Consider the following 23,518-nt stretch of genomic DNA (forward strand, 5'->3'; position numbering starts at 1 on the left):
TGCAGCGCGCGGTCAGGCGGCACGACCCCGAGGAGCGAATGAAGCGCATACACCTGTTCGAGATAGAGGATTTCAGCTGGTTTCCCGGGTGGCTACGGGCCTGCATGACACGCCTGCTCGTGATCATGCACAGGGCGCTGGGCACGCGCGAGGCGCTGGTCGAGCTGATCGCCAGGGCATTGAAGGAGTCGAACACATCGAACATCGTCGACCTCTGCTCCGGGAGCGGCGGGCCGATGATCGACGTCGTGCGGACGCTGCGCGAGAAGCCCGGGTTCGAGGGCATCCAGCTGACGCTCACGGACCTGTACCCGAGCATGGAAGCGGCGGAGCTCATCAACGACCAGAAAGGGAGCAACGTATCCTACCGGACGAGCCCGGTGGACGCCACGAAGATCGACGGCGAGATAGCTGGCTCCACGGGTGCCGCAGGTCTCGCGGGTCTCAGAACCATGGTCAGCAGCTTTCATCACATGAGGCCGGACGACGCGAGGAAGATACTGGAGTCGGCCCAGAGGAGCAGGCAGCCCATCTGTATCTTCGAGATCAGCGACAACAGTCATCCGCTGTTCCTCGGCTGGCTCGCCCTCCCGATCAACTTCGTGATGTGCCTCCTCATCACGCCCCTGGCGAGGCCCATGACCGTGCGGCAGCTCGTCTTCACCTATATCGTGCCGATCATCCCGCTGTGCTTCGCGTGGGACGGGGCGGTCTCGAACGCGAGGACCTACACGCTCGATGACCTCGATGAGCTGTTGAGCGGGCTCCGGAGCGAAGACTACAGATGGGAGAAGGGCGTGATCGGCGGGAGAGCGAAGAAGCTCTATCTGCTCGGCATTCCTACCCGCGACGCCGGCGGCTGAGCCGCTCCGGCGCGGACGAACCGGTACGTACCGGTCGTACGGATCGCCGGAGATCCCGCGGCGAGCGTCGCCCGAGGCGGTATGTCCCCCTCGTGCGCTCCGACGATTGGAGTAAGGCCATGCCTTCGTGCGCGTCGCGGATTGCACCCTACTATTCGCGTGCGGTCATCGATCTACCTTGTTATGCGCAATCCCGGTATGCCTGTCCGGTTGCGGAGGGGAATACGATGGCTGACGCAAACGGAGCACTGAGCTCGCTGGATGACTTTATCGCACACTCGACGGAGATGCTGTTCGTCGCCGGAGGCGACGGCGCGCTGCTGCGATGGAGCGACGCGCTGGGCCAGACGATCGGGCCCGCGCTCGCGCAAGGAACCCCGTTGACCGAGCTCTTCCACCCGGAGGACCGCGGCGCGCTCACCCGAAGGTGGGAGCAAGTGCGCGAGAGCACGGCCCCCATTCACGTCCACGGCCGCGTCGTGAGCGCGGAGCGCAGCTACAGACCGCTCGCCTGCGTCGTGCGCGGCGCGCGCTCGGATGGGCTGGTCTACGGCTCGTTCCGTGACGCGCCGGTCGGCGACGGCGCGCTCGACGAGCTGACCGAGCTGAGGGCACGGGACAGGATGCTCCGCGCCTTGATCAACACGCTTCCGATAGCGATGTGGGCCGTCGATACCGACGGAACGTATCTCTACCATGAAGGCAAGGGGCTGGAGGCCGTCGGCCATCAACCTGGACAGCTCGTCGGCGAGAACATCTTTGACCTCTACGGCGAGGCCAGGGGCGCCGTCACGCGCGCGCTGGCCGGTGACCCGGTGCACGGGCTGGCCGAGACGCACGGCTGTGTATGGGAGAGCTGGATCGTCCCCCTCGCGGAGGAAGGGGGGCACGTCAGCACCGCCGTCGGGTTCTCGCTCGACGTGACGGAGGGGCAGCGCGCGCAGCAGGCCCTCCAGACGAAGCTCGACGTGATCGAGGCGCAGCAGCGGGTCATCCGGGAGCTCGCGGCGCCGATCATCGAGGTATGGGACGGCGTGCTGGCGCTGCCCATGATCGGCGTCGTCGACAGCGCGAGGACGGCCGACGCGATGGAGAGCCTGCTCGAGGCGATCTCGAGCCGCGGCGCGCGCTTCGCGGTCCTGGACCTCACCGGCGTGCAGATGGTGGACACGAAGGTCGCCGATCACCTGATCAAGCTCGTGCGAGCCATCCAGCTGCTGGGCGCCGAGGGGATCATCTGCGGAATCCGCCCGACGGTGGCGCAGACGATGGTGGCGCTGGGGCTCGACCTCAGCGCCATCGTCACCAAGGCCAACCTGCGGGCCGGCCTGATGCACTGCATGCGGCGTTTGACCGCGCGCCCGGCGCCGCCCCCCCGCGACGTCGCCTGACACGGAAGCGGAGGACGAGGCGCCCGGGAGCAGCGCCGGCGCTGGCGCTGCTCCCTGGGCGACCGAGCTCAGAACAGCTGGACGTCATCGATCTCGATGCGCAGCGGCTGTCCCACGGGCGTGCGCCAGTTCAGGTTCATGACGCTCGACGGCTCGAACGGCACCAGCGTGCCCCACCCCTGCTGAATCAGATCCCACCAGCGCAGCTCGACGGTGACCCACTCCGTGCCGACCCAGAGGTCGATACCGTGGCTGTCGTAGCAAGCCGAGCAGAGCCCGCCCTCAGGCGTCGTAAGGAGCGTGCCGACGTCGAAGCGAACCTGCGTGCCCTGGCCACGGATGTGGAAGCGGATGCCCTGGAACGACGACACATCGACGGGCCACATCTCGAAGGCCAGCGTCACGCCAGCCCCCGACACGGACGGCACCCCAGGGGAGTACGCCGCGAGCGCCGTCGAGCTGAAAGGCCCCGGAGCGGGCAACAGGTCGACCGGCGGGACGGTCCCGTCGTCGTACGTCACCCACGGCCCCGTGAACGGCGGGGCGCTGCCCGCGTACGGCGGGGAGAAGTGGAAATCGCCGTCCTCGAAGTCCTCGATGACGAGGCCCGGCATCGCGCAGACGGGCAACCACACGCAGTCCGGATCGGAGCAATCCGTGAGACCGTCCGCATCGTCATCGGAGCCGTTGCTGCACGCCCAATCGGTGTCCTCGCGCACCGGCATGCAGTACGGCTGCGACTGGCAGTCCAGATCGGCGCAATCCGTGAGACCGTCCCCGTCGTCGTCGGCGCCGTTGCTGCACGTCCAGTCGGTGTCCTCGCGCACCGGCATGCAGTACGGCATCCACTGGCACTCCGGATCGGCGCAATCCGCGAGGCCGTCCCCGTCGTCATCGGAGCCGTTGCTGCACGCCCAATCGGTGTCCTCGCGCCACGGCGAGCAGAACGGATACACCTGGCATTCCGGATCGGCGCAATCCGGGAGGCCGTCCATGTCGTCGTCGTAGCCGTTGCTGCACGCCCACTCGTTGTCCTCGCGCGGCGGCGCGCAGAACGGCCTCCACTGGCACTCCGGATCGGCGCAATCCGCGAGGCCGTCCAAGTCGTCATCGTAGCCATTGCTGCAGGCCCAATCGGTGTCCTCCCGCAGTGGTGTCGTATCGTCGACGCCGATAACGATGTCGAGCCTTCCATGCCCGACCGAGATGACATCGCCGTCTGCCCGGAACTGGAACGCCACGGTCGACGTCGCACCTTCGCCGATGTAGACCCACGTCGGGTTCGCCGACGTGAGGGACGCCGAGACGGGCTGGTAACCCCCGCCGGTCCACCGCTCGAGGACCCAGCCCGGCCGGAGCATCACGTCATAGGGGCCGACCGGCAGCACCTCCGTGAGCGCCGACGTGTCGCCACCTCCGTAGAGGGTCCGCGCCGTCGGGCCGTGGATATCGAACCACGCTTGGGACAGGCGGTACGTCGTGCCCGAGGAGCTGTTCCCGACGAGGGCCAGGCTGAGCGAGCCGACCTCGGACTCCCGCGCGGCGTCATCCGGCGCGTCCGCCGTGCAACCGACCGGGATCGCAGCAATGGCCAGGACCGAACATACGAAGAGTTGTCGCAAGTGTCTCATGATGACTGTCGTATCAGAGCCGATCGCGCGTGAAAAGCTGGATTCGGGAGGGCTCCATGACGTCGCGCGTCCATCGGCCATGCGGCGACTGGCCGGCCATGCGGCCATTGGCCGGCCATGCGGCGATTGGCCGGTCAGATGCTCGGCGCCGGCGCGGCGACGGCCTCGGCGGCCTTCGCGTGCCGCGCTTGCTCCCGGAAGTAGCCCTCCCGCTCCTCGGCGAAGGCGCGCGCCACGCTCGGACGTCCGTGGAGGCGCGCATGGTACGCGGCGAGCGCCGGCCAGGACTTCAGGTCGATCGGCGTGACGACGGACCAGTTGAGCACCGCGAAGAGGTACGCGTCGGCGACCGAGAAACGGTCGAGGAGGAACTCCCGCCCTTCGAGCCGATCCGCCACCCAGCCGAGGCGGCGCGGCGCGCCGGCCAGCGCATACGCCTTGACCTCGGCCGAGGCGGTCTTGTCCAGGAGCGGCATGTAGACCGCCTTGTGGAGCTCGCTCCCGATGAAGCCGAGCCACTGCTGGAGGCGCGCCCGGCCGAGCGGATCCCGCGGCGCGAGCTCCGCCTGCGGGAACCGATCCGCCACGAGCTGGAGGATCGCCGCGTTCTCGGCGAGGATCTCGCCTCCTTCGATCTCGAGCGCGGGGACGAACCCGAGCGGGTGGATCGAACGGTAGTCGGCGCCCCCCTCGGTCCGCTGCGCCTTCAGGTCGACCTCCACATACGAGGCCTCCGCGCCGGCCTCGTACAAGGCGATGCGCGTGGCGAGAGAACATGCGAGCGGAGCGAAATAGAGCTTCATGAAAACCTCCTGACGGCGCCCAAGGTGCGCCTCGCGGGGCTGTGCGTCCAACGCATCGTCGTGATAGAGTCTATGCGTGTCACGCATACCGTCTTCCCCTGCGCCTCCCGCGATCGGGCCGCGGCCTCGGCTCGAGATCCGCGATCTGGAGCTCGTCCTCTCGCTGGCGGCCGCCGGGAGCACGGCCGGCGCCGCCTCGGCGATGCACATCACGCAGTCCGCCGTGAGCCGGGCGCTCGCCCAGGCGGAGGATCGCGCCGGCGCGCGCCTCTTCGAGCGCACCGCGCGCGGGGTCGCGCCGACCGCCGCAGGCGAGCGGCTCATCGCGGGGGCCGGGCTCGTCCTCGCGCAGCTCCGGGAGCTCGAGCGAGAGGTCGCGGCGCCGGTCGCCGCGACGACGCGCGTCCGCCTCGTGTGCGAGTGCTACACGGCGTACCGCTGGCTGCCCTCCGCGATGACGAGCCTCCGGCGAAGGCTGCCCCGCCTCGAGATCGTGCTCGCGGTCGAGCACACCCACGATCCGGTCGCCGCGCTCGTCCGGGGGGACATCGACGTCGCGCTGCTCACCACGTCGTCCCTGCCGACCGACCGCGAGGCGGGCTGCGCGCTCGTGGAGCGGCCCCTCTTCTCGGACGAGGTCGTCTTCGTGATCTCGACCTCGCACCCGCTCGCCGGGCGGGCGTCGCTCACGCGCGACCACCTCCGTGAGGGCCCGCTGATCACGCCGAACGCGACGCCGGCCGAGGCGCGCTGGTTCATGAGCGCCGTCTTCGGGCGGCAGCGGCCCAAGATCGAGCTCCTGCGCTTCCCGCTCACGGAGGCCGTGGTCGACGCGGCGCGCGCCGGGATGGGGATCGCGACCCTCTCGGAATGGGTGGCGGAAGCTTATCTCGGCAGCGGCGACCTCCTGGTCAAGCGGCTCTCGTCGGGCCCGCTCCGCCGGCCCTGGCGGATCGCGTTCCGGCGCGCGTCGGCCGACGCCGCGGAGCGGCTGATCGCCGCCCTCGAGAGCTCGGCGCCGCGGCTCTACACGCGCGCCGGGTGACCCGGTGACCCGGTGACCCGGATGACGCTCAGTCGAGGCCGGTGGCCTCCGGCGCGCCCAGCATCAGGTTCAGGTTCTGCACCGCCGCGCCGGAGGCGCCCTTGCCGAGGTTGTCGAGGCGCGCCACGACGAGGATCTGGTCCGGCTTGCCGAACACGAACACGTCGAGCCGGTTCGTGTCGTTGCACTCCACCGCGCCGAGGTAGCCGTCGTCCAGCGCGCCCTGGCCGCCGAGCGGCATCACCCGGATGAACGGCTCGCCGGCGTAATGGGACGTGTAGAGCTCGTGGACCGCGGCGGGCGTCGCCGGCCGGGCCAGGGCGTCCGCGAACAGGGGCACCGAGACGAGCATGCCCTTGTAGAAGTCGCCCACGACCGGCTGGAACAGCGGCGCCCTGTCGAGGCCCGCGATGGCGCGCATCTCCGGCAGGTGTTTGTGCTGCAGCGTGAGCCCGTACGGGCGCGGGCCGCGGAGCTGCTCGCGGCGCGCCCCGTCGGCCTGCTCGTAGGCCTGGATCATCTTGCGCCCGCCGCCGCTGTAGCCGGTGAGCGAGTGCGCGATCACGCGGGCGTCCCTGGGCAGGAGCCCCTGGTCGACGAGCGGCGCCACGAGCGCGAGGAACCCGGTCGCGTGGCACCCGGGGACGGCGACGCGCCGCGCGCCGCGGACGGCCTCGCGCTGGCCGGGGCGGAGCTCCGGGAAGCCGTACACCCACCCGTCGGCCGTGCGGTGCGCGGTGCTCGGATCGATGACGCGCGTCCTCGGGTTCTCGATCCACCCGATGGATTCGCGGGCGGCGTCGTCGGGCAGGCACGTGATGAGCACATCCGCCTCGTTGATCAGCGCGCGGCGCGCCGCCGGGTCCTTGCGGCGCTCGGGGTCGATCTCGAGCAGCTGGAGGTCGCCGCGGCCCTGCAGCCGCTCGCGGATCTGGAGCCCCGTCGTACCTTCCTGTCCGTCGATGAACACCCGATGCATGGTGGCCGTGTCCATACGCCGAGCGCGCCCTCGGGACCAGCGCTTCGCTCATGCTCTCGAGCGAAATATCATACTTCGTCGCGCAGAAACCGGCATGCACCAGGCGAATCCGGGCGCCGTCGTGGACTTCTGTGAGCGTCCACGTGACGACGGTCTCTCGAACAAATCGCGGAGCGACGCGCGCCCGCTCGGCCCACGAAGACGTGCTCCTTTTGGATCTTCACCCAGGGGAGCTCGTGCCGCTCCGCGGAGAGCGCGTCGCGTGCTCACGCGCCGTCCGCCGGCAACGAAAGGTTTAACGCAGGGGCAGCGCCCCCGGGAGCAACAAATCTGTCGCGGATCCCGTGAGCGGCGGCGCGAGCACGACGACATCGTACGAGGCGGACGACGCCGGGATCGCGGTATGCGCCTTCGCGGCGGCCGGGCGAGCCGGGAGCTGCTGCACCGCCGCCGTGCTCGGCCGCTTGCCGTCGCTCTGCGTCGGGTACACTGCCGGCGCATCAGCGCCTCCACCTACTTCTTCACAGAAAGCTCGCCCCCATGAAGCACGCGTTCCTCGCGGCGCTCTCGCTGGCCCTCAGCGCGTGCGCCGGACCGCTGGCGAAAGGGCCGTCGGTCGATCTCCGCCTGCGGAACGTCGTCCTCTACCAGAACGGCCTCGGCTACTTCGAGCGCACCGGCGTCATGCCGGGCGAGCGGCTCACGCTCCGGTTCCGGGAGCGCGAGGTCGACGACGTGCTGAAGAGCATGGTGGTCGTCGAGCAAGACCTCGGGCCGAACGAGACGCCCTCCACCGTGAGCGCGCTCTTGCCGCGCTCCGGGCAGGCGGGCGGGCCCGAGGATCCCACCGAGATCGAGCTCGTCTTCTCGCCGGCCGCGAGGAGGCCCGTGTCGATCGCGTACGCGGTGCCGACCGCCGCCTGGAAGGCGACCTACCGCGTGATCCTCCCAGCCAAGGGGCAGAAGGAGAAGCGGGCGCTCCTCCAGGCCTGGGCGCTCATCAGCAACATCGGCGACGAGGACTGGAGCGAGGTCAACGTGACGCTCGCGACGGGCGCGCCGCTCTCCTACGTCTCGAACCTGCGCGCGCCGGCGATGCTCGACAGGCCGGAGCTGAAGGGCGTCTACGACGGCGAGGGCGGCGCGCTCGCCCCGGTGCTCGCGGAGAGCTCGCCCGGGCCCGACGCCGACCGCGATGGCGTGCTCGACCACGAGGACGCCTGCCCGCGCGAACCCGGCTCGGCGAGCCCGCAACCCGGCCGGCACGGCTGCCCGCACGCCGTCCGCGCCACCAGCAGCGAGATCCAGATCCTGACCCCCGTGCCCTTCGACAAGGGATCGGACGTCATCCCGCCGCGCGCGAGGCCGCTCATCGAGGAGATCGCGCGCACGATCAAGAGCGTCCCGCACCTCCGCGCGTTCGAGGTCGAGGGGCATGCGTCGTCCGACGAGGCCGGCGCGGCGGATCTCGCGGCCCGGCGCGCCGCGGCCGTGCGCGCGGCGCTCCTCCAGCTCGGGGTCACGGCCGAGCTCGTGACGCGCTCGCGCGGCGCCGAGATGCCCCTCGTCGCCAGCGACACCGAGGAAGCCCGGCAGCGCAACCGCCGCGTCCTCCTGCGCGCCACGGACGTCAGGCACGCGCAGGCCCCCAACCCGGGGCGCGAGGCGCCGGCCGTCACGCCCGAGGCGATGGAGAAGGCGCCGGAGGGCGCGGCGAGCGTGGACGCCGTGGCCGGGGCCTTCCGGTACGCGATCGCGAACCCGGTGACGCTCCCGAAGAAGTCGTCGGCGCTGATCACGCTCATCAACCGCCCGGTCGCGGGCGAGGACGTCCTCCTGTTCCGCCCCGATCCCGCGGCGCCCGCGAGCGCGACCCACCCCTTCCGCGCAGCGCAGATCGAGAACCGGAGCGCGCTCGGTCTCCAGCCCGGATCCGTGTCGATCTTCTCCGGCGGGACCTTCGTGGGCGAGGGTGTGCTCACGCGCCTTTTGCCCGGGCAGAGGGCGACGATCCCGTACGCCATCGACAGCTCGACCGAGGTGCGCGCGACGAGCATGACCACGGAGGTGCCGGTGCGGGTCGTGTCGCTGTTCCGCGGCGCGCTGCGCGTGGAGGATCGGTACCGGCGCGTGACGGTCTATGATGTGAGGCCCGGCCGGGACGTGCCGGAGACATTGCTCATCCGCCACGCGAGGGCGACGGGGTTCGAGCCGCAAGGCCTCCCGGGGTGCACGGACGCGACGCCGGACGCCTGCCTCGTCGAGAAGAAGCTCGCGCCCGGCGCGCCCCAGAAGGTCGCGGTCGAGGAGACGCGGCTGTCTCAGCGCGAGATCCCGCTCGTCCAGGCCGACAGCGAGCGGCTCTCGCTCTACCTGAAGGGCTCGAGCCTCCCGGCCGAGCTCCGCGCGAGGCTGGACCGCGCGCTCGCGCTCCGGCGCGCGCTCGACGCGGCGAACGACGAGCTCGACCCGCTCCGGCGGAGGCGCGCCGAGCTGATCGACCGCGCGGCCGAGCTGCGCGAGAGCCTGAGGACCATCGAGCGCACGCCCCAGGCCGGCAAGCTCCGCCAAACCCTGCTCGACCGGCTCGCCGAGGTGGCCCGACAGTCGGAGGAGATCGGCGCGAAGATCACCCAGCGCATCGAGGACGTGGCCATGGCGCGCGCCGAGCTCGACGACACGCTCCGCGACCTGATCATCGAAGGTCGGTGAGCGCCGGCGGACGATCGGGGAGACCGCGCGGCCGACGGGGAGCGAGCCCGAGCGCGCTCACGGCTCGGGCTGGGGAAGCGGCGGAGAGCGTCCCGTCGGGCCACACCGGAGCTGCCCTCGGCGGCGAAACATGCGAAAACTATCAAATTTGCTGCTGTTTCCGGCGGCCACTCGTCATCGACCGGGTTTTCTGGCGGAGTTTCCGACGCTCGGATCTGGCGCTCAGCCCGGACGGTTTCGCATGAAGTCCGCCACCTCGGCGAAGCGCTGGTCGAGGAAGGCGCGGAGCGGCGCGGGCACGTCGAGCTCGGCCATGGCCGCCCGCATGCAGCGCATCCAGGCGTCGCGCATCGCCACGTCGACCGGGACGCGCGCGTGGCGCATCCGCAGCCGCGGGTGGCCGTGCGCGGCGATGTAGTCCTGCGGCCCGCCCAGCCAGCCGATCAGGAAGAGCGCGAATCGGTCGCGGCTCTCCCGGGCGACCTGGTCGCCCTCGTCGCAGACGTGGAGGCGCGCGAGCGCCGGCTCGTCGCGGCCCATGAGGTCGTAGAAGCGCTCGACGAGCCGGCGCACCGCCGGCTCGCCGCCCAGCAGATCGAAAGGGGTCTCGGACGGCTCGGCCATAAACGATGCCCTCTACCGGATTTGCGCCGGCGCTGCACGCCGCTGGCTCAGGCCGCCGCGGAGCTGCCGCAGGCCGCGCCGAACCACGCAGCGAGCGCGCGGCGCAGCCGGCGATGGGCGGAGGCCTCGGGCTCACCTGCCGCGGCCGCCCAGGCCACGTAGCCGTCGGGGCGAATCAGCAGCGCCTCCGCGGGGCGCGGCAGCGCAGCGCAGCGCGCGCTCACGACGTCCACGCGATCGCCCCAGGGCGCGGCCACGCCGCCGAGCGCGGCGCCGCCGGTCAGGTCGAGCAGCACGCCCCTGGCCCCGTGCATGAGCTGCGCGACGCGCGTCTCCCCCTTCTGCGTGGTCACCGAAACGTCCGGCGCCCATCGCCCGAGCAGCGGGTGCTGCTCGCCGGGCTCGGTCGGCATCTCGTAACGGACGTCGGCCGCGTCCAGCATCTCGACGACATACCGCAGGCTCTGCTCGTGCTTGAGCAGCTCGCCGACCAGCTCACGCAGCGCGGCGACGCGCTCGTCCCGCATCATCAGCGCGCCCTGCGCCCGGGTGTGCATGATCACGCGCTTGCCCTCGGGGTGCCGCTCCGCGTGGTAGGTGTCGAGGAGCCCCGGCGGCGCCCAGCCGTGGACCTCCGCGGCCAGCTTCCAGCCGAGGTTGACCGCATCCTGCAATCCGGTGGTGAGGCCTGGCCCGCCGGCGGGGAGATGGATGTGCGCCGCGTCGCCCACGAGCAGCACGCGGCCCGCGCGGTACGTCTCCGCCTGGCGGCTCGCGTCGGTGAACCGGGACAACCACCGCACCTCGCGGACGGGCAGATCCTCGCCGAGCGCCGCGCGAACGCTGGCCTGCAGCTCGTCGAGCGTCATCGGCGCGTCCCGGTCGAAGTCCGGCGGATACGGCTCCGACGTGACCACGCGAAACACGCCCGCTCCCAGGGGAACGAGGGCGATCCCGCCGAGCCCGAACCGAACGCGGCGCCCGCCGGAGAGGACGAGGTGCCCGTCCTCCGTCGCGCCCTCGGCCAGCGTGACGTCGGCGAGGCGCAGGAGCCGGGAGGGTGGGAGTCCAGGAAAGCCGATCCCGGACAGCTTGCGCACGGCGCTGCGGCCGCCGTCACACCCCACCACGAAGCGCGCCCGAAGCGGGTAATCGCCGTCCGGGCCTCGGACGGTGACCGTCGCGCCCTCCCCGTCCTGAGTCAGCGCGATGAGCTCGTGACCTCGACGGATCTCCGTCGTCAGCTCGCGCGCCCGCTCTTCCAGCAGCGCCTCTATGCGCGCCTGATGGATGCTCAGGAAGCGCCTGGAGACGCGCGCGTGGTCGCCGCCGAGGGCCAGCGGTATCCCGCCGAAGTGCACGAAGCGCGTCATTTCTGCGGCGCTCTGCTCCGCGCGGAAGCGATCGAGGAGGCCCCTGTGGTCGAGGATCTCCACGGCGCGCCCGCCGAGGCCGAGCGCCTTGGAGAGCCCCGTGGGCTCGGGAAGCCGCTCCAGCACGACGGGGCGCACGCCGGCCAGCCGCAGCTCGCAGGCCAGCATCAACCCGGTCGGACCGCCGCCCACGATGACGACATCGACGTTCATAAGCGTTCTCCTTGTCGAGCAACGATCGATTGACAACGATGGTTCAGCGACGACCTGCGCGCGATGAGGGATGAACGAGGCTCACGTCACGTGGCCTCTCCGGTGCCCGCGCGGCCGCCCCATCCAGGCGTGGTCACGCCATCCAGCACGAGGCTCACGGTCTGCTCGCCGAGGCGCGCGGCGAGCTCGAGATCGCACGAGAGGCGCGCCCGGAGGTCCGAGAAGCGCGGCCCGAAGATGCCGATCCCGGCCAGCGCGCCCACGGCGGTGCAATACAGGAGCTCGAACTCGCAGTCGCGCCGGAACACACCGCTGGCTTGACCTCGCTCGTAGAGATCGCGCAGCTGCGACGGCAGCATCGCGAGCGTCGCGGGCGGCGCGGCCTGCCAGCCGCTCATCGCCTCGTGCATCGCGAGCGGCATGCACAGGGGGCGCGAGAGGAGCAGCCGGAAGAACATGGTGAACGCGTGCCAGAGGCCCTCGCGCGGCTCGAGCGCCGCCGATTCCTCGAGCGCCGGCCGCCACCCCTCCATGAGGCCGGACCACTGGTCCTCGAGGACCGCGCGGTAGAGGCCGTCCTTGCTCCCGAAGTGATGGTAAATCATGCGCTCGTTGACCCCGGCGCGCCTCACGATGGCGTGCACGCGAGCCCCCTCGGGCCCATGCCGCGCGAACTCCTCGGCGGCAGCGTCGAGGAGCGCCCGTCGCGTTTCCTTTTTCTCGTCTCCCGGCATCAGGTAAATGTTTATTTACTCATGAACGGACGGCGGTCAAGGGCGCGATCTGGCCGCGTCCCGCTCGCGCGGTGGAACAGGGCGCCTGGCGCGGGATCTCCCATCTCGGGCGTCGGCGGCCGGGCCCTCGTTGGCTCAGAAAGAGAAAGCCGGCGATCCCTTGTGCCTTTTGCTGTAGGCTCGGCCCGAGGTCAGGTCTGTCCCCTGGCCAATGTGCTTGTTGGCATGAACCAGAAAGCGATATTCCTCCCTGCGTTGGTGCTCGCGGCGGGCGCGCTCACGGTGAACGTGACTGGCTGCGAGCTCATCGTCGCCGTCGATCGCAGCCGGATCTCCGACACGGGCGGCGCCGGCGGGACCGGTGGCTCCGGCGGCGGCACGACGACGAGCAGCAGCGCCAGTTCGTCATCAGGCACCGGCGGCATGGGCGGCTCCGGCGGCTCGGATGGCACGGGCGGCTCCGACGGCTCCGGTGGCTCCGACGGCTCCGGTGGCTCCGACGGCTCCGGTGGCTCAATGACGTGCGCCGGCGGCGCGACACCGTGCGACGCGATCGGCGACTGCCCGGCCCCGGCCGCGGAGTGCGTGAAGGCCACGTGCGAAGCACGGTGCTGCGGCACGACCAGCGTGCCCGATGGCACCGCCACGATGGCGGGCCAGGTTGCGGGGGACTGCAAGCAGCAGGTCTGCGACGGCCACGGCGGCACGACGTCGATCCGCGACGACAGCGACACGCCGGCCGACGACGAATGCAACGTCGGCACGTGCCCGGGCGGCTCTCCGGGCAGCACACCGAAGACCGCTGGCACGAGGTGCACCACCGGCGGCAAGGTCTGCGATGGCAACGGCGCCTGCGTCGACTGCCTCGCGGACACGGACTGCTCCGCGCCCCAGGTCTGCGATCCGACGGGCACGCGCACGTGCGTGGACGTGTCTTGCACCGACGGCGCGCTGAACGGCGGCGAGACCGACGTCGACTGCGGCGGCGTCGACGCCGGCTCCGGCTGCGCGCCCTGCGCCGACGACCTGGAGTGCGCGCTCGATTCGGACTGCGCGAGCGGCTACTGCAACACGGCCGGCCTGTGCGCGACACCCAGCTGCATGGACACCGACCAGAACGGGAACGAGACCGACGTCGACTGCGGCGGCGCCTCCTTCCAGCGCGCTCCGGCTTGCAACAAGTGCGGTGTCGGACAGAAGTGCGACGTCGCGAGCGACTGCACCACCGGCTTCTGCGGCGGCGGCACCTGCGCGGCCAAGCCGGACGGCGCGTCCTGCGCGACCAACGCCGAGTGCGCGAGCGCGCGCTGCGTCGACGGCGTCTGTTGCAACACGGCGTGCACCGGCGCCTGCCAGGCGTGCTCCGCGGCCAAGAAGCTCGGCGGCTCCGACGGCGTCTGCGGCTACATCGCGGCCGGAGGCGATCCGGACGGCGAGTGCCCGGACACGGGCGCGGCGTCGTGCGGGACCAACGGGTCCTGCGACGGTGCGGGCGCCTGCCAGCGCTACGCAGCGGGCACGGTGGTGCCGTCCGGGCAGACGCCGGGCGATTGCCAGCAGCGCGTGTGCAACGGCGCCGGCGGCACCACGACGGACGAAGACGTCACCGATGTCCCGGTGTCAGCGACCGTCTGCTTGATGGACCCCGTGTGCACGGGCACGCCGGCCATGCCGAGCTTCACGACGGCGCCGGCGGGCACCGACTGCACCGCCGACGGCCTGCCCGGCAAGACGGTGTGCGGCGGCGGGCTCGCGGCCGGCACGTGCGTCGAGTGCAACGACGACTCGAGCTGCACCTCGCCGGCCACGTGCAACACGACGACGCACGCCTGCGAGTGATCGCGACAGCGTGGAGAGCGCCCGGGGCAACCTGGGCGCCTTCTTCGTTCTGTCGGCGCGCTCGGGGTGCAGCAGATCTCGAGTCGGGGCGAGAACGCTCGCAAAGACGGGTCGGCCGTCGCGAGCCGACTCCGTACTACGCGCGCGACAACCGCACCTCGACCTCCCGCTCCACGTAGGACCACTCCTCCGTCTCGCGCAGCCTGCCCACGAGCTCGTCGAAGGCGCCGGCGTCGCCCTCGGCGAACTCGAACCAGGTCAGGAAGTCGAACGGGCCGCCGAGATCCCGGCTGTGGTAGAGCCGCCTCGCCACGGCCGGCAGGTACTCCAGCCCGATCTTGATATGGCGCGACCTCGCCTCGAAGATGGCCCGCCGCTCGTCCTGCGCGAGCGCCCACCACGCCTTCGATTTTCTGAGCGGGATCAGCGCCGCCTGCGTGCTCGACGCCCGGCCGAGGTCCTCCTGGACAGCGACGAGGCGCCTTCTCTCCTCGAGCTCGACGTAGCGCTCGTTGCTCCTCACGCCGTTCAGGACCCAGGCCGCTCCCGGCGGCGCGACGAAGCTGCTCCCCTCGACGCGCTGCAGCCGCGGCGCCGCGGGCAGCTCCTCGCCTCGCACCAGGACCGTCCTCTCGACCCGCCACTCCCCGGCGGAACCTGCAACGAAACTGACCCGAACCGGATTTCCTTCCATGGATGGCTCCGAGGCGACGGCAACGCCGGACGAATCCCACCGACCCGCGACGGCGGGGCGGCCCTACCACACGCCCTCTCGTCACGAGGGCGCCCGGGAAGGCGGCTGCGCTCGGGCTCGCCGCGCCGGCCGAGCACGACACCCAACGCGGTCGATGATGTGCGGACAGGAGTTTCGCCGTGGTTTCCGCGCGATGATTTTCCGTCGCCCGCGTCAGCTCAGGACAAGATAGGAGTCGCCGAACTCGTGACAGAGATACCCTGCCTCCTCGGCATAGGAGTTCGCGCGGTGGAGCAGTGAGGCCGGCGCGAACGCCTCGAGGAGCCGGAAGTGGCTCTCTGTCGGATCGTGCACGCCGGTCAAGAGCCCGTCGACCACCCTCGGCCGGAAGCCGTGGTGAAGGACCAGGTCGGTGACCCCCGGCCCGGCCTGGAGCTCACCCCCGTGCTGGGCAGCGCAGCCCTCGAGCGCGCGCGTCACCGTCGTGCCGACCGCGATGACGCGGCGCCCGCGCGCCTTGGCCTCGCGCACCGCCGCCACCGTCTCTTCGGGGATGTCGAAGCGCTCCGGCAAGGGCAGCAGGGCGTCGAGGGCCGGCTCGCCCGTCGACGAGATCCCGGCGGCGTGCGTGAGCGAGGCGACGCGCACGCCGCGGCGGATCAGCTCGAGCAGCAGCCCCCAGACGAGCGGCCGGCCGGCCGAGGGGAGCTCGGCGCAGAGAGGCCGGCTCGCATAACGCGTCTGCGTGTGCCAGATCTCGAGCGGGCCCGCGACGTACGCATACTGGATCGGGCGCCCCCGCCGGTAGAGCGCCGACCAGAGCGCGGCGCCCCGCTCGCGAAAGGCGATCTCGACGAGGCGCGGCGAGGCCGGAGACACGCGCTCGACCGTGGCCGACAGGTCCTCGCCGAACGTCACCGCGTCCCCCGGCCCAAGAGCAGGCGGCGCCGGGCGATCCTCGGTGCGCGTGTGCCAGTCGCCGGCGCCGAACAGCAGGGCGGAATAGCGCCCCTCGGACAGCTCGCCGATGAGACGGACTTCCACCTCCTCACCGCGCTCGGTCGCGCCGTGGAGCGACGCCGGCAGCGTGGCGCCGTCGTTGACGACCAGGAGATCACCCGGCTCGAGGAGCGCGGGCAGATCCGCGATGCGCGCGTCGCGCAGGCACCCCGCTCGCGGGTCCACGTGGAGGAGCCGCTCCTCGAGCGGGTTCTCGCGAGGCCACACGGCGGGGCTCATGGCGCCTCCTCGAGGCGCGCGGCCTCGAGGCGCGCGCCGCTCGGCACCTCGCCGGCGCGGCCGACGAGCGCGACGATGCGCCTCGCCACGTCGGCTGGATCGGCCAGCGTGCTCGGGTCGGCGTCGGGGATGGCCTCCGCGTGCATCCGCGTGTTCATCTCGCCCGGGTCCACCGCGTAGAACGCGACGCCCGTCCCCTCGAGCTCGGCGGCCCAGGTGCGGCTCAGGTGATCGAGCGCCGCCTTCGAGGCGCCGTACGCGCCCCACCGCGGATAGGCGTTCACCGCCGCGTCCGAGCTGACGTGGACGACGACCCCGCGCCGCCGCAGCGCCATCGCGCCGGCGACCACCTTCGTCAGGCGGAACGGCCCGACCACGTTGACCTCGAGCACGCGCCCGAGATCCTCGCACTCGGTGTCGAGCAGGATCGGCAGCGGCGTCTTGCCGAGCGTGCTCGCGTTGTGGATGAGCAGATCGATCGGCCCGACAAGCGCCGCCGCCGCGCCGGCGATCGCGTGCGTCTGGCCCTTGTCCCCGATGTCCGCCGCGAGCGCGTGCGCCTCCCCGCCCTGCGCGGCGATCTCGGCCGCGACGGCCTCGAGCGGCGCGCGCTCGCGCGCCACGAGGACCACCTTCGCGCCCCGCCGGGCGAGCTCCCTGGCGAGCGCGGCGCCGAGCCCGCGGCTCGCCCCGGTGACCAGCGCCGCCCGTGGCGCGAACCGCTCGCCCCGCGCGGCGCGGGCGAGCGACGGGCGGGAGCTCGCTTCGGCCTGGATCAGCGCCTCGCTTCCGGTCGATTCGTCGTTCATGGTGCCTTCCTCCTCGACACCAGCCTACGCCGCGCGGGTTCTCTCGTTGGAGCGGGCGCCAATATCCTGGAAGAGTGCTAATCTCCGGGCATGGACCAGGACGCGGAGCTCGCGGGGCGGCTGGCGAAGAACATCAAGCAGCTGCGCGAGGCCCGCGGGCTGACGCAGCAGCAGCTGGCCAAGCTCGCCGGCGTGCCGCGGGCGACCTGGGCGCACCTCGAGTCCGGCGCGGCGAACCCGACGCTCGGCGTGCTGCACCGGGCCGCCGCCGCGCTCCAGGTGTCCATCGAGGAGATGCTCTCCGCGCCCCGCGCCACGTGCCAGCTCTACGCGCGCGACGCGCTCCCCACGCGCTCGCCCGGGCAGGCGCTCGTCCGCAAGCTCCTGCCGGACCCGATCCCGGGCATGGAGATGGATCGCATCGCGATCCCCCCGGGCGGGCGGATGACGGGCGTCCCGCACACCCCGGGCACCCGCGAGTACCTGACGTGCGAGTCGGGGGAGCTCCAGCTCGTCGTCAGCGGAGAGCGGTTCACGCTCGGCTCCGGCGACGTCGCCGTGTTCCGCGGCGATCAGCGCCACTCGTACCACAACCCCGGCAAGCAGCCGGCGGTCGGCTACTCGGTCGTGGTCCTCGCGCGCGTGTTCTGAAGGGCAGCGGCGCGATCACACGGCGCCGCGGCGCCTACCGCTCGCCGGGCGTCATCCACTTGGGCTCGGCGCCCGGGCGCCACGCGGCGAGCAGATCCAGGAGGGCCGGCGCCTCCTCGGCGACCTGCAGCACGGCGCGGTGGGCCGGCTTCATGAACTGCTCGGCCACGACGTGATCCAGAAAGGCGATCAGCGGGCGGTAATACCCCGCCACGTCGAGCAGCCCGACCGGCTTGTCCTGAGAGCCGAGCTGCGTCCATGTCCACACCTCGAACAGCTCTTCCAGCGTCCCGATGCCCCCCGGCAGGGCGATGAACGCGTCCGCGAGGGCGGCCATCTCCGCCTTGCGCTGGTGCATCGTCTCGACCACGCGGAGATCGGTCAGCCCGCGGTGCTCGATCTCCCGCTGGTTGAGGAACCCCGGGATGACGCCGATCACCTCACCGCCGCGCGCGAGCACCGCGTCGGCGATCACGCCCATGAGCCCGACGCGGCCCCCGCCGTACACGAGCCCGATCCCTCTCGCCGCGAGCAGCTCACCGAGCCGCACGGCCGCCTCGCGGTAGGCCGGCGACGCGCCGGGGTTCGACCCGCAGTAAACGCAGATCCTGGAGAGCGTTCTCATGGGCCCGAGCCTACGCCGGCCGGCGAGCTCGTCCAAGCGGGGAGCGGTGGGCCGGCGCGCCGTGGAGGGTAGCCTTCTCCCCGGCGGCGCGCCCTGGCGCCCCCGCGCCGCGGCCCGGCACCCCCGCGCGGCGGCGGTGCCGTGGCCGGCGGGTCACTCCTTGTCGAGCTTGCCGACGAGGCTCAGCGTGAAGAAGGCGCCCATGTACTTGAAGTGCGGGCGCACCTGCATGTCGACCTTGTACCAGCCGGCGTTCCCCGGCACCTCGGTCACGATGATGCGCGCCTTGCGGAGCGGCCTGCGCCCGCGGGTCGCCGCGGAGACGACGTCCTGATCGGCGACGTACTGGCCGATCCAGTCGTTGAGCTCCTTCTCGAGATCGCCGCGCTCCTTCCACGTACCGATCTGCTCGCGCTGCAGCACCTTCAGGTAGTGCGCGATGCGGCACATGATGAACATGTACGGCAGCTGCGTGCCGAGCCGGTAGTTCATCTCGGCCGCCCTGCCCTCGTCGCTCTGCCCGAAGAACTTCGCCTTCTGAGCGGAGTTGGCCGAGAAGAAGCAGGCGTTGTCCGAGTCCTTGCGGAACGTGAGCCCGATGAAGCCCTCCTCGGAGAGCTCGAACTCGCGCCGCTCGGTGAGCATGATCTCGGTCGGCACCTTCGTCTGGATCTCGCCCATCGCCTCGTACTGGTGGAGCGGCAGGTTCTCCACGGAGCCGCCCGCCTGGGGGCCGATGATGTTCGGACACCAGCGGTACTTGGCGAAGCTGTCGGCGAGCCGGGTGGCGAACGCGTACGTCGCGTTGCCCCAGCAGTACGCGTCGTGCTTGCCGACCACGTCCTCCTCGTAGTTGAACGCCTTCACCGGGACGGTGTTGGCGCCGAAGGGCAGGCGGAGCAGGAAGCGCGGCATCACGAGCCCGACGTAGCGCGCGTCCTCGGTCTCGCGGAACGCGTTCCACTTCGTGTACTGCGGCCCCTCGAAGAGCGCCTTGAGGTCCTTCAGGTTGGGCAGCCCCTGGAAGTCCTTCAGGCCGAAGAACTGCGGCCCGGCCGCCGCGATGAAGGGCGCGTGCGACATCGTCGCGACCGCGGCGCACTTCTGGAGGAGCGCGATGTCCTGCGGGCCCGGGCCGAACTCGTAGTTCGCGATGATCGCGCCGACCGGCTTGCCGCCGAACTGCCCGAACTCGGCCGAGTAGACGATCTTGTAGAGCCCGCTCTTCGGCACCTCGGGGGCGTCCTCGAAATCGGCGAGGAGGTCATCCTTGGAGCAGTTGAGCATCTCGACCTTGACGTTCTCGCGGAAGTCACACCGGTCGATGACGAACTTGAGGCCGCGCCACGCGGACTCGAGCTTCTGGAAGCTCGGGTTGTGGAGGATCTCGTCGATCTGCCGCGACAGCTTGACGTCGATCTCCGCGATCAGCGCGTCGACGAAGGCCTTGTCGACCTTCTCGCCCTCGCGCCGCGGGGCGACGAGCTCCGAGATGAAGGCCTGCACGCCCCGCTTGGCGATCTCGTACCCCTCGTCGCCGGGCGTCATCTTCGTCTCGGCGAGGATCTCGTCGAGCAGCGACCCCCCCTCGAGGGTCTGGACGCCCGCGCTCCCCGCGGCCTGTGTCTCCGTCGCCATCGCTCACTCCCCTTCCTTGTCGAGCCCGAGCTCGCTCACGATCTTGTTGCGCTGAGCCGGGTCGCTCAGGATCTGCTGAATCTTGTTGCGGAACGCCTTCTCGTTTCCGAGCGGGCCCTTGAGGGCCGTCAGCGCGGCGCGCAGGTCGAGCAGCTTCTTGAGCTCCGGCACCTGGTTCGCGATCGCCTCGGGCTCCATGTCGCTCAGCCGGCGGAACTTGAGGTTGACCGTGAGCTCGCTGTTCTCCTGCTCGGACAAGACGTCCTTCACGTTGAAGGTGAGCGCGAGCTTCTGCTCGCTCATGACCTTCTGGAAGTTGTCCTTGTCCACGTTGATGGGCTTGCGGTCCTCGAGGGGCCGCGGATCCGGCCGCTGCGTGTAGTCGCCGAGCATCAGGAGCTTCAGCGGCAGCTCGACGTCCTCCTTCGCGTTCCCGGTGGCCGGCTTGTACGTGATGTTCACGCGCTCTTTCGGCGCGACCGATCCCTCTTTCATCGCAGGCTCCTTTCCCCGTCAGCAGCGGGCGGAGCGCCCGCAGGCCGAACGAGCATAGAACAAAACCCCCGCCCCTCGGGCAAGCTTCTCGGCGCGACGCGCATCCCCGTCTTTGCCACGCAGCCTCCCCTGCCCCCCGGCTCACTCCCCCAGCGACATCTTCAAGGCGAGCGCCGCGTCGAGCTGGCAGACGCGCTCGAAGCAGAGCGTCTCCTTCGCCTTGGCCTCGGGGGTGGTCTCGTAGCCCTGGTTCAGGACCCGGTAGCACGTGTGGAGCGCGGCGTAGAGCTCCGCGCAGAGATCCGGCTGCCAGGTGGTGAGTCGGTGGTGGTCGACGAGGTGCTCCAGCGCCTCGAGCTGCGCCCGCGCCACGAGGAACTGGGACAGCTCGATGTTGATCTGGGCCATCGCGAGCCTCACGCGGAAGCGGTCCAGCGCCGTCGGCGCCGCGGCGGCGGCCTTCTCGAGGAGCGCCATCGCGTCGATGGGCTGCTGGTTCGCGACGAGCCCTCGGGCCTCGGAGAGCGGCTTGTCGAGGTAGCTCCGGGGCCTCGCCGGGGCCGCGGCGCCGCTCGCGCCCGAGCCGCCGAGCGCGGCCGCGACCTCGGACGAGAGCCACGCCTGCGTCTCGCCGTCCGCGAACGGCGTGCCGTCGCTGAACTTGAGGGTCGGCAGGAGCGGCGCGCGGAGCAGCAGGGCGCCCACCTCGACGAGCACCGCCCGCTTGGCGTCGGCGTAGTCGTCGCCGAGCTGCTCGAGCGCGTTCGCGACGTACCTGTGCGGATCGAGCCAGAGGGGGTAGCTCTGCGCGTACTCGTCGGCGACCTGCAGCAGATCGGCGAACGCCCCCTGGGTCGTGAGCGCCGGGAGCGTCTGCAGCACGTGCTCGGGCGGCGGCGGGATCGCCGTGCTGCCCGTCGGAGACGACGCGCCCGGATCGTCGAGGAGGTCGACCCAGAGCCCGACCCGGAGGACGCGGTACGCGGACGCCCGCTTCGGATCCGCCGCCCGCAGCGCGTCGCCCGCGCGCGCCATCAGGGGCGAGCACTTGCCGAGGGCGGTGAGCGCGGAGTCTTCGTCGACGATCGCCTCGAGGCTGAGCGCCGGATCGCCCGCGGCGGCGACGGGCGCGGGCGGGGGCGGCGGCGCGGCGGCCGCAACCGTGACCGCCGGCGGCGCTTCGGCCTTCGGCGGCTCGACCCGCGGAGGAGGAGGCGGCGGGGGCGGAGGAGGCGGCGGCGGAGGCGGCGCCTCCGCGGGCAGGCTAGCGACGAGGCTGCGGATCGCGTTCCGGAGCGGGCCGAGCCCTCCGTACGCGTCGCCGAGCTTGTCGGCGAGGTCGACGTCCAGCGCGCGGCTCACCTGGTCGATGGCGTTCACCACGTCGCGGTCCGCGGCGGAGACGGTGATGCCGGTGAGCGTCCCTGCCGCGAGGTCTCCGAACCAGGCGCACAGGTTGCCGCGCGCCTTGGGCCGCTTGATCGCGGGATACATGGTGTCCCAGAACGCGTTGTTCAGCTCCTGCACGAGCACGAGCCCGTCGAGCAGGCCGGGCAGCTTGTCGACCTGCGACTTCGCCGCCCCGTAGTAGAGCGCGACGCGGAAGTCCTTGGACTTCTCGCTCAGGAGCTCGTCCGCGACGCTCGCGATGCGCCCCCAGTCGACCTTGCCGCCCGCGAGCGACTGCAGCTTGTCGACCTCGTTCTTGAGGCCCTCGAACGCCTCGTCGTAGGTGACGTCGGCGCCGACGCCGCCGTTGATGGGCGCGTACAGCGCCTCGATCCGCTCTTTGGATTGTTGGACGGCGTCTTCAGCGGCCATGGGGCGCGCAGGATATCAAGGCGTCCCGGGTGTGGACGGCGAATCAGACGGCGAATCAGACGGCGACCGCACGACGACTGCGCGACCGCTGCACGGCGACTTCGGCGGTGAGCCGGGCGGCGCCCCGGAGCGGCCGTGCGCGGGGTGGAGCGGGTGCCTTCGGCCCCGGCTCAGCCGAGGGCTTCCAGGAAGCTGTCGAGCGACAGATCGGTCCGGGCGACGAGCGCGTCGAGCTCTGGCCCGAGCGCATGTCGGGAAACGTGCTCCTCGACGCGTGGGGGTCCGCAGAGGTCGGCGATGTGCTCGGCCTGGGTGGTGGGCGCGATCATCTCGCGGAACGAGCCCACGTGGGGGGTACCGAGGTGGAGGAGCAGGGTGCGCTGTGGTGTCCAGAACGCGTTCATCAGCGTGCGTCCCCATTTCGACAGGCGGCGGGTCATGTCCATCCACACGGCGGCGGCGTAGGCGTCTCCTGCGCCGAGCGGCAGCCTGAGGGCGAGCCCTGTCCTCGGGAGCTCCTGACCGCGGAATGGGACCACCGAGTCGAGGATGTTCTGCAGCACCCAGAAGCGGCTCGCGTCGGTGCCGAAGCCGGCGTCCCAGAGCGCCTTCATCGGCTGGGTCTTCAGCCATGCGCGGTAGGCGGCCTGCGCCGATTCGGGGTCGTCGAGCGACGGCGGCGCGATCTGGGAGACGCGGTGGAGGAAGGCGTCGACGGGCAGGGTCCTGCCGTTCGTCGCGGCGTCGTGGGCGGCGGCGAGGAGGGGGAACAGGGTGATGGGGAGCGACGGCCCGGCGGAGACGAGTTGATCGTAATCGTAGGACCCGAACACCACCATCGGGTAGAGCCGCCCGGCGTTATCGCCGCTGGCGGCCCAGGCGCCCACGAGCCCGCGGGTGGGCGGCTCGTCGCCTTTCGGTTCGCCGTGGAAGACGAAGAGGCCCAGGGCCGTCTGGTAGTGCGCATCGAAATGGGCGCCCATGGCGCGCCGGGCGAAATCGATGGACGCGCCCAGCCAGCGGTCGAAGGCCGCGAGCTCTTCGCCACCTGCGTTCAGCCGGATGAAATCGCCCGTGGCGGGAAGCTTGCCGAAGCAGCCGATCTGCGGCGGAGCGGCAGGGCCCTTCTTGCGGCGCCAGAACATGACTGCTGGGAGTGAACCACGAACTGCTCACCGAGCGCTACCACCTTCCCGGTTGCGGCGGGAGCGTGCGGGGAGGGGGCGCGCCCCCGTCCCGGATCCTCTCTCCCCCTCTCCCCCCCTTTTCACAAAGAGCCAGCGGGGGAGGGGGTGTCGTGCGGGGGGCCGGCGGGGGAGGGCCCCGCGAACCCGAGCGC

At 71.3% G+C, this 23,518-nt stretch carries 21 protein-coding genes; 6 read left to right on the forward strand and 15 right to left on the reverse strand.

Annotation, left to right across the window (positions count from 1 at the left end; all coding sequences use genetic code 11):
- Positions 1–38 precede the first annotated feature (38 nt).
- Both WMF22_RS26885 and WMF22_RS26890 read left to right on the forward strand, forming a co-directional pair.
- Positions 39–863 (forward strand): hypothetical protein, encoded by an 825-nt coding sequence (locus WMF22_RS26885; RefSeq protein ID WP_438031639.1) that lies wholly within the window; start codon positions 39–41, stop codon positions 861–863.
- A gap of 227 nt (positions 864–1,090) precedes the next feature.
- Positions 1,091–2,254, forward strand: a complete 1,164-nt coding sequence (locus WMF22_RS26890; protein ID WP_437292853.1) for a PAS domain-containing protein — start codon at positions 1,091–1,093, stop codon at positions 2,252–2,254.
- Between the two features lie 68 nt (positions 2,255–2,322).
- Here the strand turns inward: WMF22_RS26890 and WMF22_RS26895 are convergent, their stop codons facing one another.
- A complete protein-coding gene (locus WMF22_RS26895; RefSeq protein WP_438031640.1) occupies positions 2,323–3,885 on the reverse strand; it encodes a hypothetical protein in 1,563 nt (520 codons plus the stop codon).
- A 134-nt stretch (positions 3,886–4,019) separates the two neighbouring features.
- Entirely contained in the window at positions 4,020–4,688 is a 669-nt protein-coding gene (locus WMF22_RS26900) for a glutathione binding-like protein (protein WP_437292855.1), read from the reverse strand.
- Between the two features lie 76 nt (positions 4,689–4,764).
- On the opposite strand from WMF22_RS26900, the gene WMF22_RS26905 reads away from it, so the two are divergent.
- Entirely contained in the window at positions 4,765–5,733 is a 969-nt protein-coding gene (locus WMF22_RS26905; protein WP_437292856.1) for a LysR family transcriptional regulator, read from the forward strand.
- Between the two features lie 28 nt (positions 5,734–5,761).
- On the opposite strand, the gene argC is transcribed toward WMF22_RS26905, so the two are convergent.
- On the reverse strand, positions 5,762–6,712 hold the full coding sequence (gene argC, locus WMF22_RS26910; RefSeq protein WP_438031641.1) for an N-acetyl-gamma-glutamyl-phosphate reductase: 951 nt from the start codon (positions 6,710–6,712) through the stop codon (positions 5,762–5,764).
- Between the two features lie 295 nt (positions 6,713–7,007).
- Complete coding sequence (locus WMF22_RS26915; protein WP_438031642.1) at positions 7,008–7,202, reverse strand: hypothetical protein; 195 nt, start codon at positions 7,200–7,202, stop codon at positions 7,008–7,010.
- Between the two features lie 50 nt (positions 7,203–7,252).
- Between WMF22_RS26915 and WMF22_RS26920 the strand changes: the two genes are divergently transcribed.
- Positions 7,253–9,424 (forward strand): OmpA family protein, encoded by a 2,172-nt coding sequence (locus WMF22_RS26920; protein WP_438031643.1) that lies wholly within the window; start codon positions 7,253–7,255, stop codon positions 9,422–9,424.
- 222 nt (positions 9,425–9,646) lie between these two features.
- On the opposite strand, the gene WMF22_RS26925 is transcribed toward WMF22_RS26920, so the two are convergent.
- From WMF22_RS26925 to WMF22_RS26935, 3 genes are all read right to left on the reverse strand, one after another.
- Positions 9,647–10,048: a group II truncated hemoglobin gene (locus WMF22_RS26925; RefSeq protein ID WP_438031644.1), complete on the reverse strand. Its 402-nt coding sequence runs from the start codon at positions 10,046–10,048 to the stop codon at positions 9,647–9,649.
- Between the two features lie 47 nt (positions 10,049–10,095).
- Positions 10,096–11,634, reverse strand: coding sequence for an FAD-dependent monooxygenase (locus WMF22_RS26930; protein WP_438031645.1), 1,539 nt, complete (start codon positions 11,632–11,634; stop codon positions 10,096–10,098).
- Positions 11,635–11,720: 86 nt separating this feature from the next.
- The gene (locus WMF22_RS26935; protein ID WP_438031646.1) at positions 11,721–12,368 is read right to left on the reverse strand and encodes a TetR/AcrR family transcriptional regulator; all 648 of its coding nucleotides are present in this window, start codon (positions 12,366–12,368) and stop codon (positions 11,721–11,723) included.
- Positions 12,369–12,593: 225 nt separating this feature from the next.
- Between WMF22_RS26935 and WMF22_RS26940 the strand changes: the two genes are divergently transcribed.
- The gene (locus WMF22_RS26940) at positions 12,594–14,207 is read left to right on the forward strand and encodes a hypothetical protein (protein ID WP_438031647.1); all 1,614 of its coding nucleotides are present in this window, start codon (positions 12,594–12,596) and stop codon (positions 14,205–14,207) included.
- A gap of 136 nt (positions 14,208–14,343) precedes the next feature.
- Here WMF22_RS26940 and WMF22_RS26945 read toward each other — a convergent pair whose 3' ends face one another.
- The 3 genes from WMF22_RS26945 to WMF22_RS26955 all read right to left on the reverse strand — a co-directional run bounded on the left by WMF22_RS26945 (position 14,344) and on the right by WMF22_RS26955 (position 16,949).
- On the reverse strand, positions 14,344–14,901 hold the full coding sequence (locus tag WMF22_RS26945) for a chlorite dismutase family protein (RefSeq protein ID WP_437292866.1): 558 nt from the start codon (positions 14,899–14,901) through the stop codon (positions 14,344–14,346).
- A gap of 213 nt (positions 14,902–15,114) precedes the next feature.
- Entirely contained in the window at positions 15,115–16,140 is a 1,026-nt protein-coding gene (locus tag WMF22_RS26950) for an S-adenosylmethionine:tRNA ribosyltransferase-isomerase (RefSeq protein WP_438031648.1), read from the reverse strand.
- Positions 16,137–16,949 (reverse strand): SDR family NAD(P)-dependent oxidoreductase, encoded by an 813-nt coding sequence (locus tag WMF22_RS26955; protein WP_438031649.1) that lies wholly within the window; start codon positions 16,947–16,949, stop codon positions 16,137–16,139. Before WMF22_RS26955 ends, WMF22_RS26950 begins: the two co-directional genes overlap by 4 nt.
- 90 nt (positions 16,950–17,039) lie before the next feature.
- Between WMF22_RS26955 and WMF22_RS26960 the strand changes: the two genes are divergently transcribed.
- Positions 17,040–17,600, forward strand: a complete 561-nt coding sequence (locus tag WMF22_RS26960; RefSeq protein ID WP_438031650.1) for a helix-turn-helix domain-containing protein — start codon at positions 17,040–17,042, stop codon at positions 17,598–17,600.
- Between the two features lie 34 nt (positions 17,601–17,634).
- On the opposite strand, the gene WMF22_RS26965 is transcribed toward WMF22_RS26960, so the two are convergent.
- The 5 genes from WMF22_RS26965 to tagF form a co-directional block, all read right to left on the reverse strand.
- Complete coding sequence (locus WMF22_RS26965) at positions 17,635–18,225, reverse strand: TIGR00730 family Rossman fold protein (RefSeq protein ID WP_437292870.1); 591 nt, start codon at positions 18,223–18,225, stop codon at positions 17,635–17,637.
- A gap of 153 nt (positions 18,226–18,378) precedes the next feature.
- Positions 18,379–19,863 carry a type VI secretion system contractile sheath large subunit gene (gene tssC, locus WMF22_RS26970; RefSeq protein WP_437292871.1) on the reverse strand — a complete coding sequence of 495 codons (1,485 nt, stop codon included), beginning with the start codon at positions 19,861–19,863 and terminating at the stop codon, positions 18,379–18,381.
- A gap of 3 nt (positions 19,864–19,866) precedes the next feature.
- Positions 19,867–20,358: a type VI secretion system contractile sheath small subunit gene (gene tssB / locus WMF22_RS26975; RefSeq protein WP_012237614.1), complete on the reverse strand. Its 492-nt coding sequence runs from the start codon at positions 20,356–20,358 to the stop codon at positions 19,867–19,869.
- 141 nt (positions 20,359–20,499) lie between these two features.
- Positions 20,500–22,179: a type VI secretion system protein TssA gene (gene tssA / locus WMF22_RS26980; RefSeq protein WP_438031651.1), complete on the reverse strand. Its 1,680-nt coding sequence runs from the start codon at positions 22,177–22,179 to the stop codon at positions 20,500–20,502.
- A 170-nt stretch (positions 22,180–22,349) separates the two neighbouring features.
- Positions 22,350–23,324 (reverse strand): type VI secretion system-associated protein TagF, encoded by a 975-nt coding sequence (gene tagF / locus WMF22_RS26985; RefSeq protein WP_437292873.1) that lies wholly within the window; start codon positions 23,322–23,324, stop codon positions 22,350–22,352.
- Between the last annotated feature and the right edge of the window lie 194 nt (positions 23,325–23,518).

The sequence above is a fragment of the Sorangium sp. So ce204 genome, assembly GCF_051526795.1.
GTDB lineage: Bacteria > Myxococcota_A > Polyangia > Polyangiales > Polyangiaceae > Sorangium > Sorangium cellulosum_B.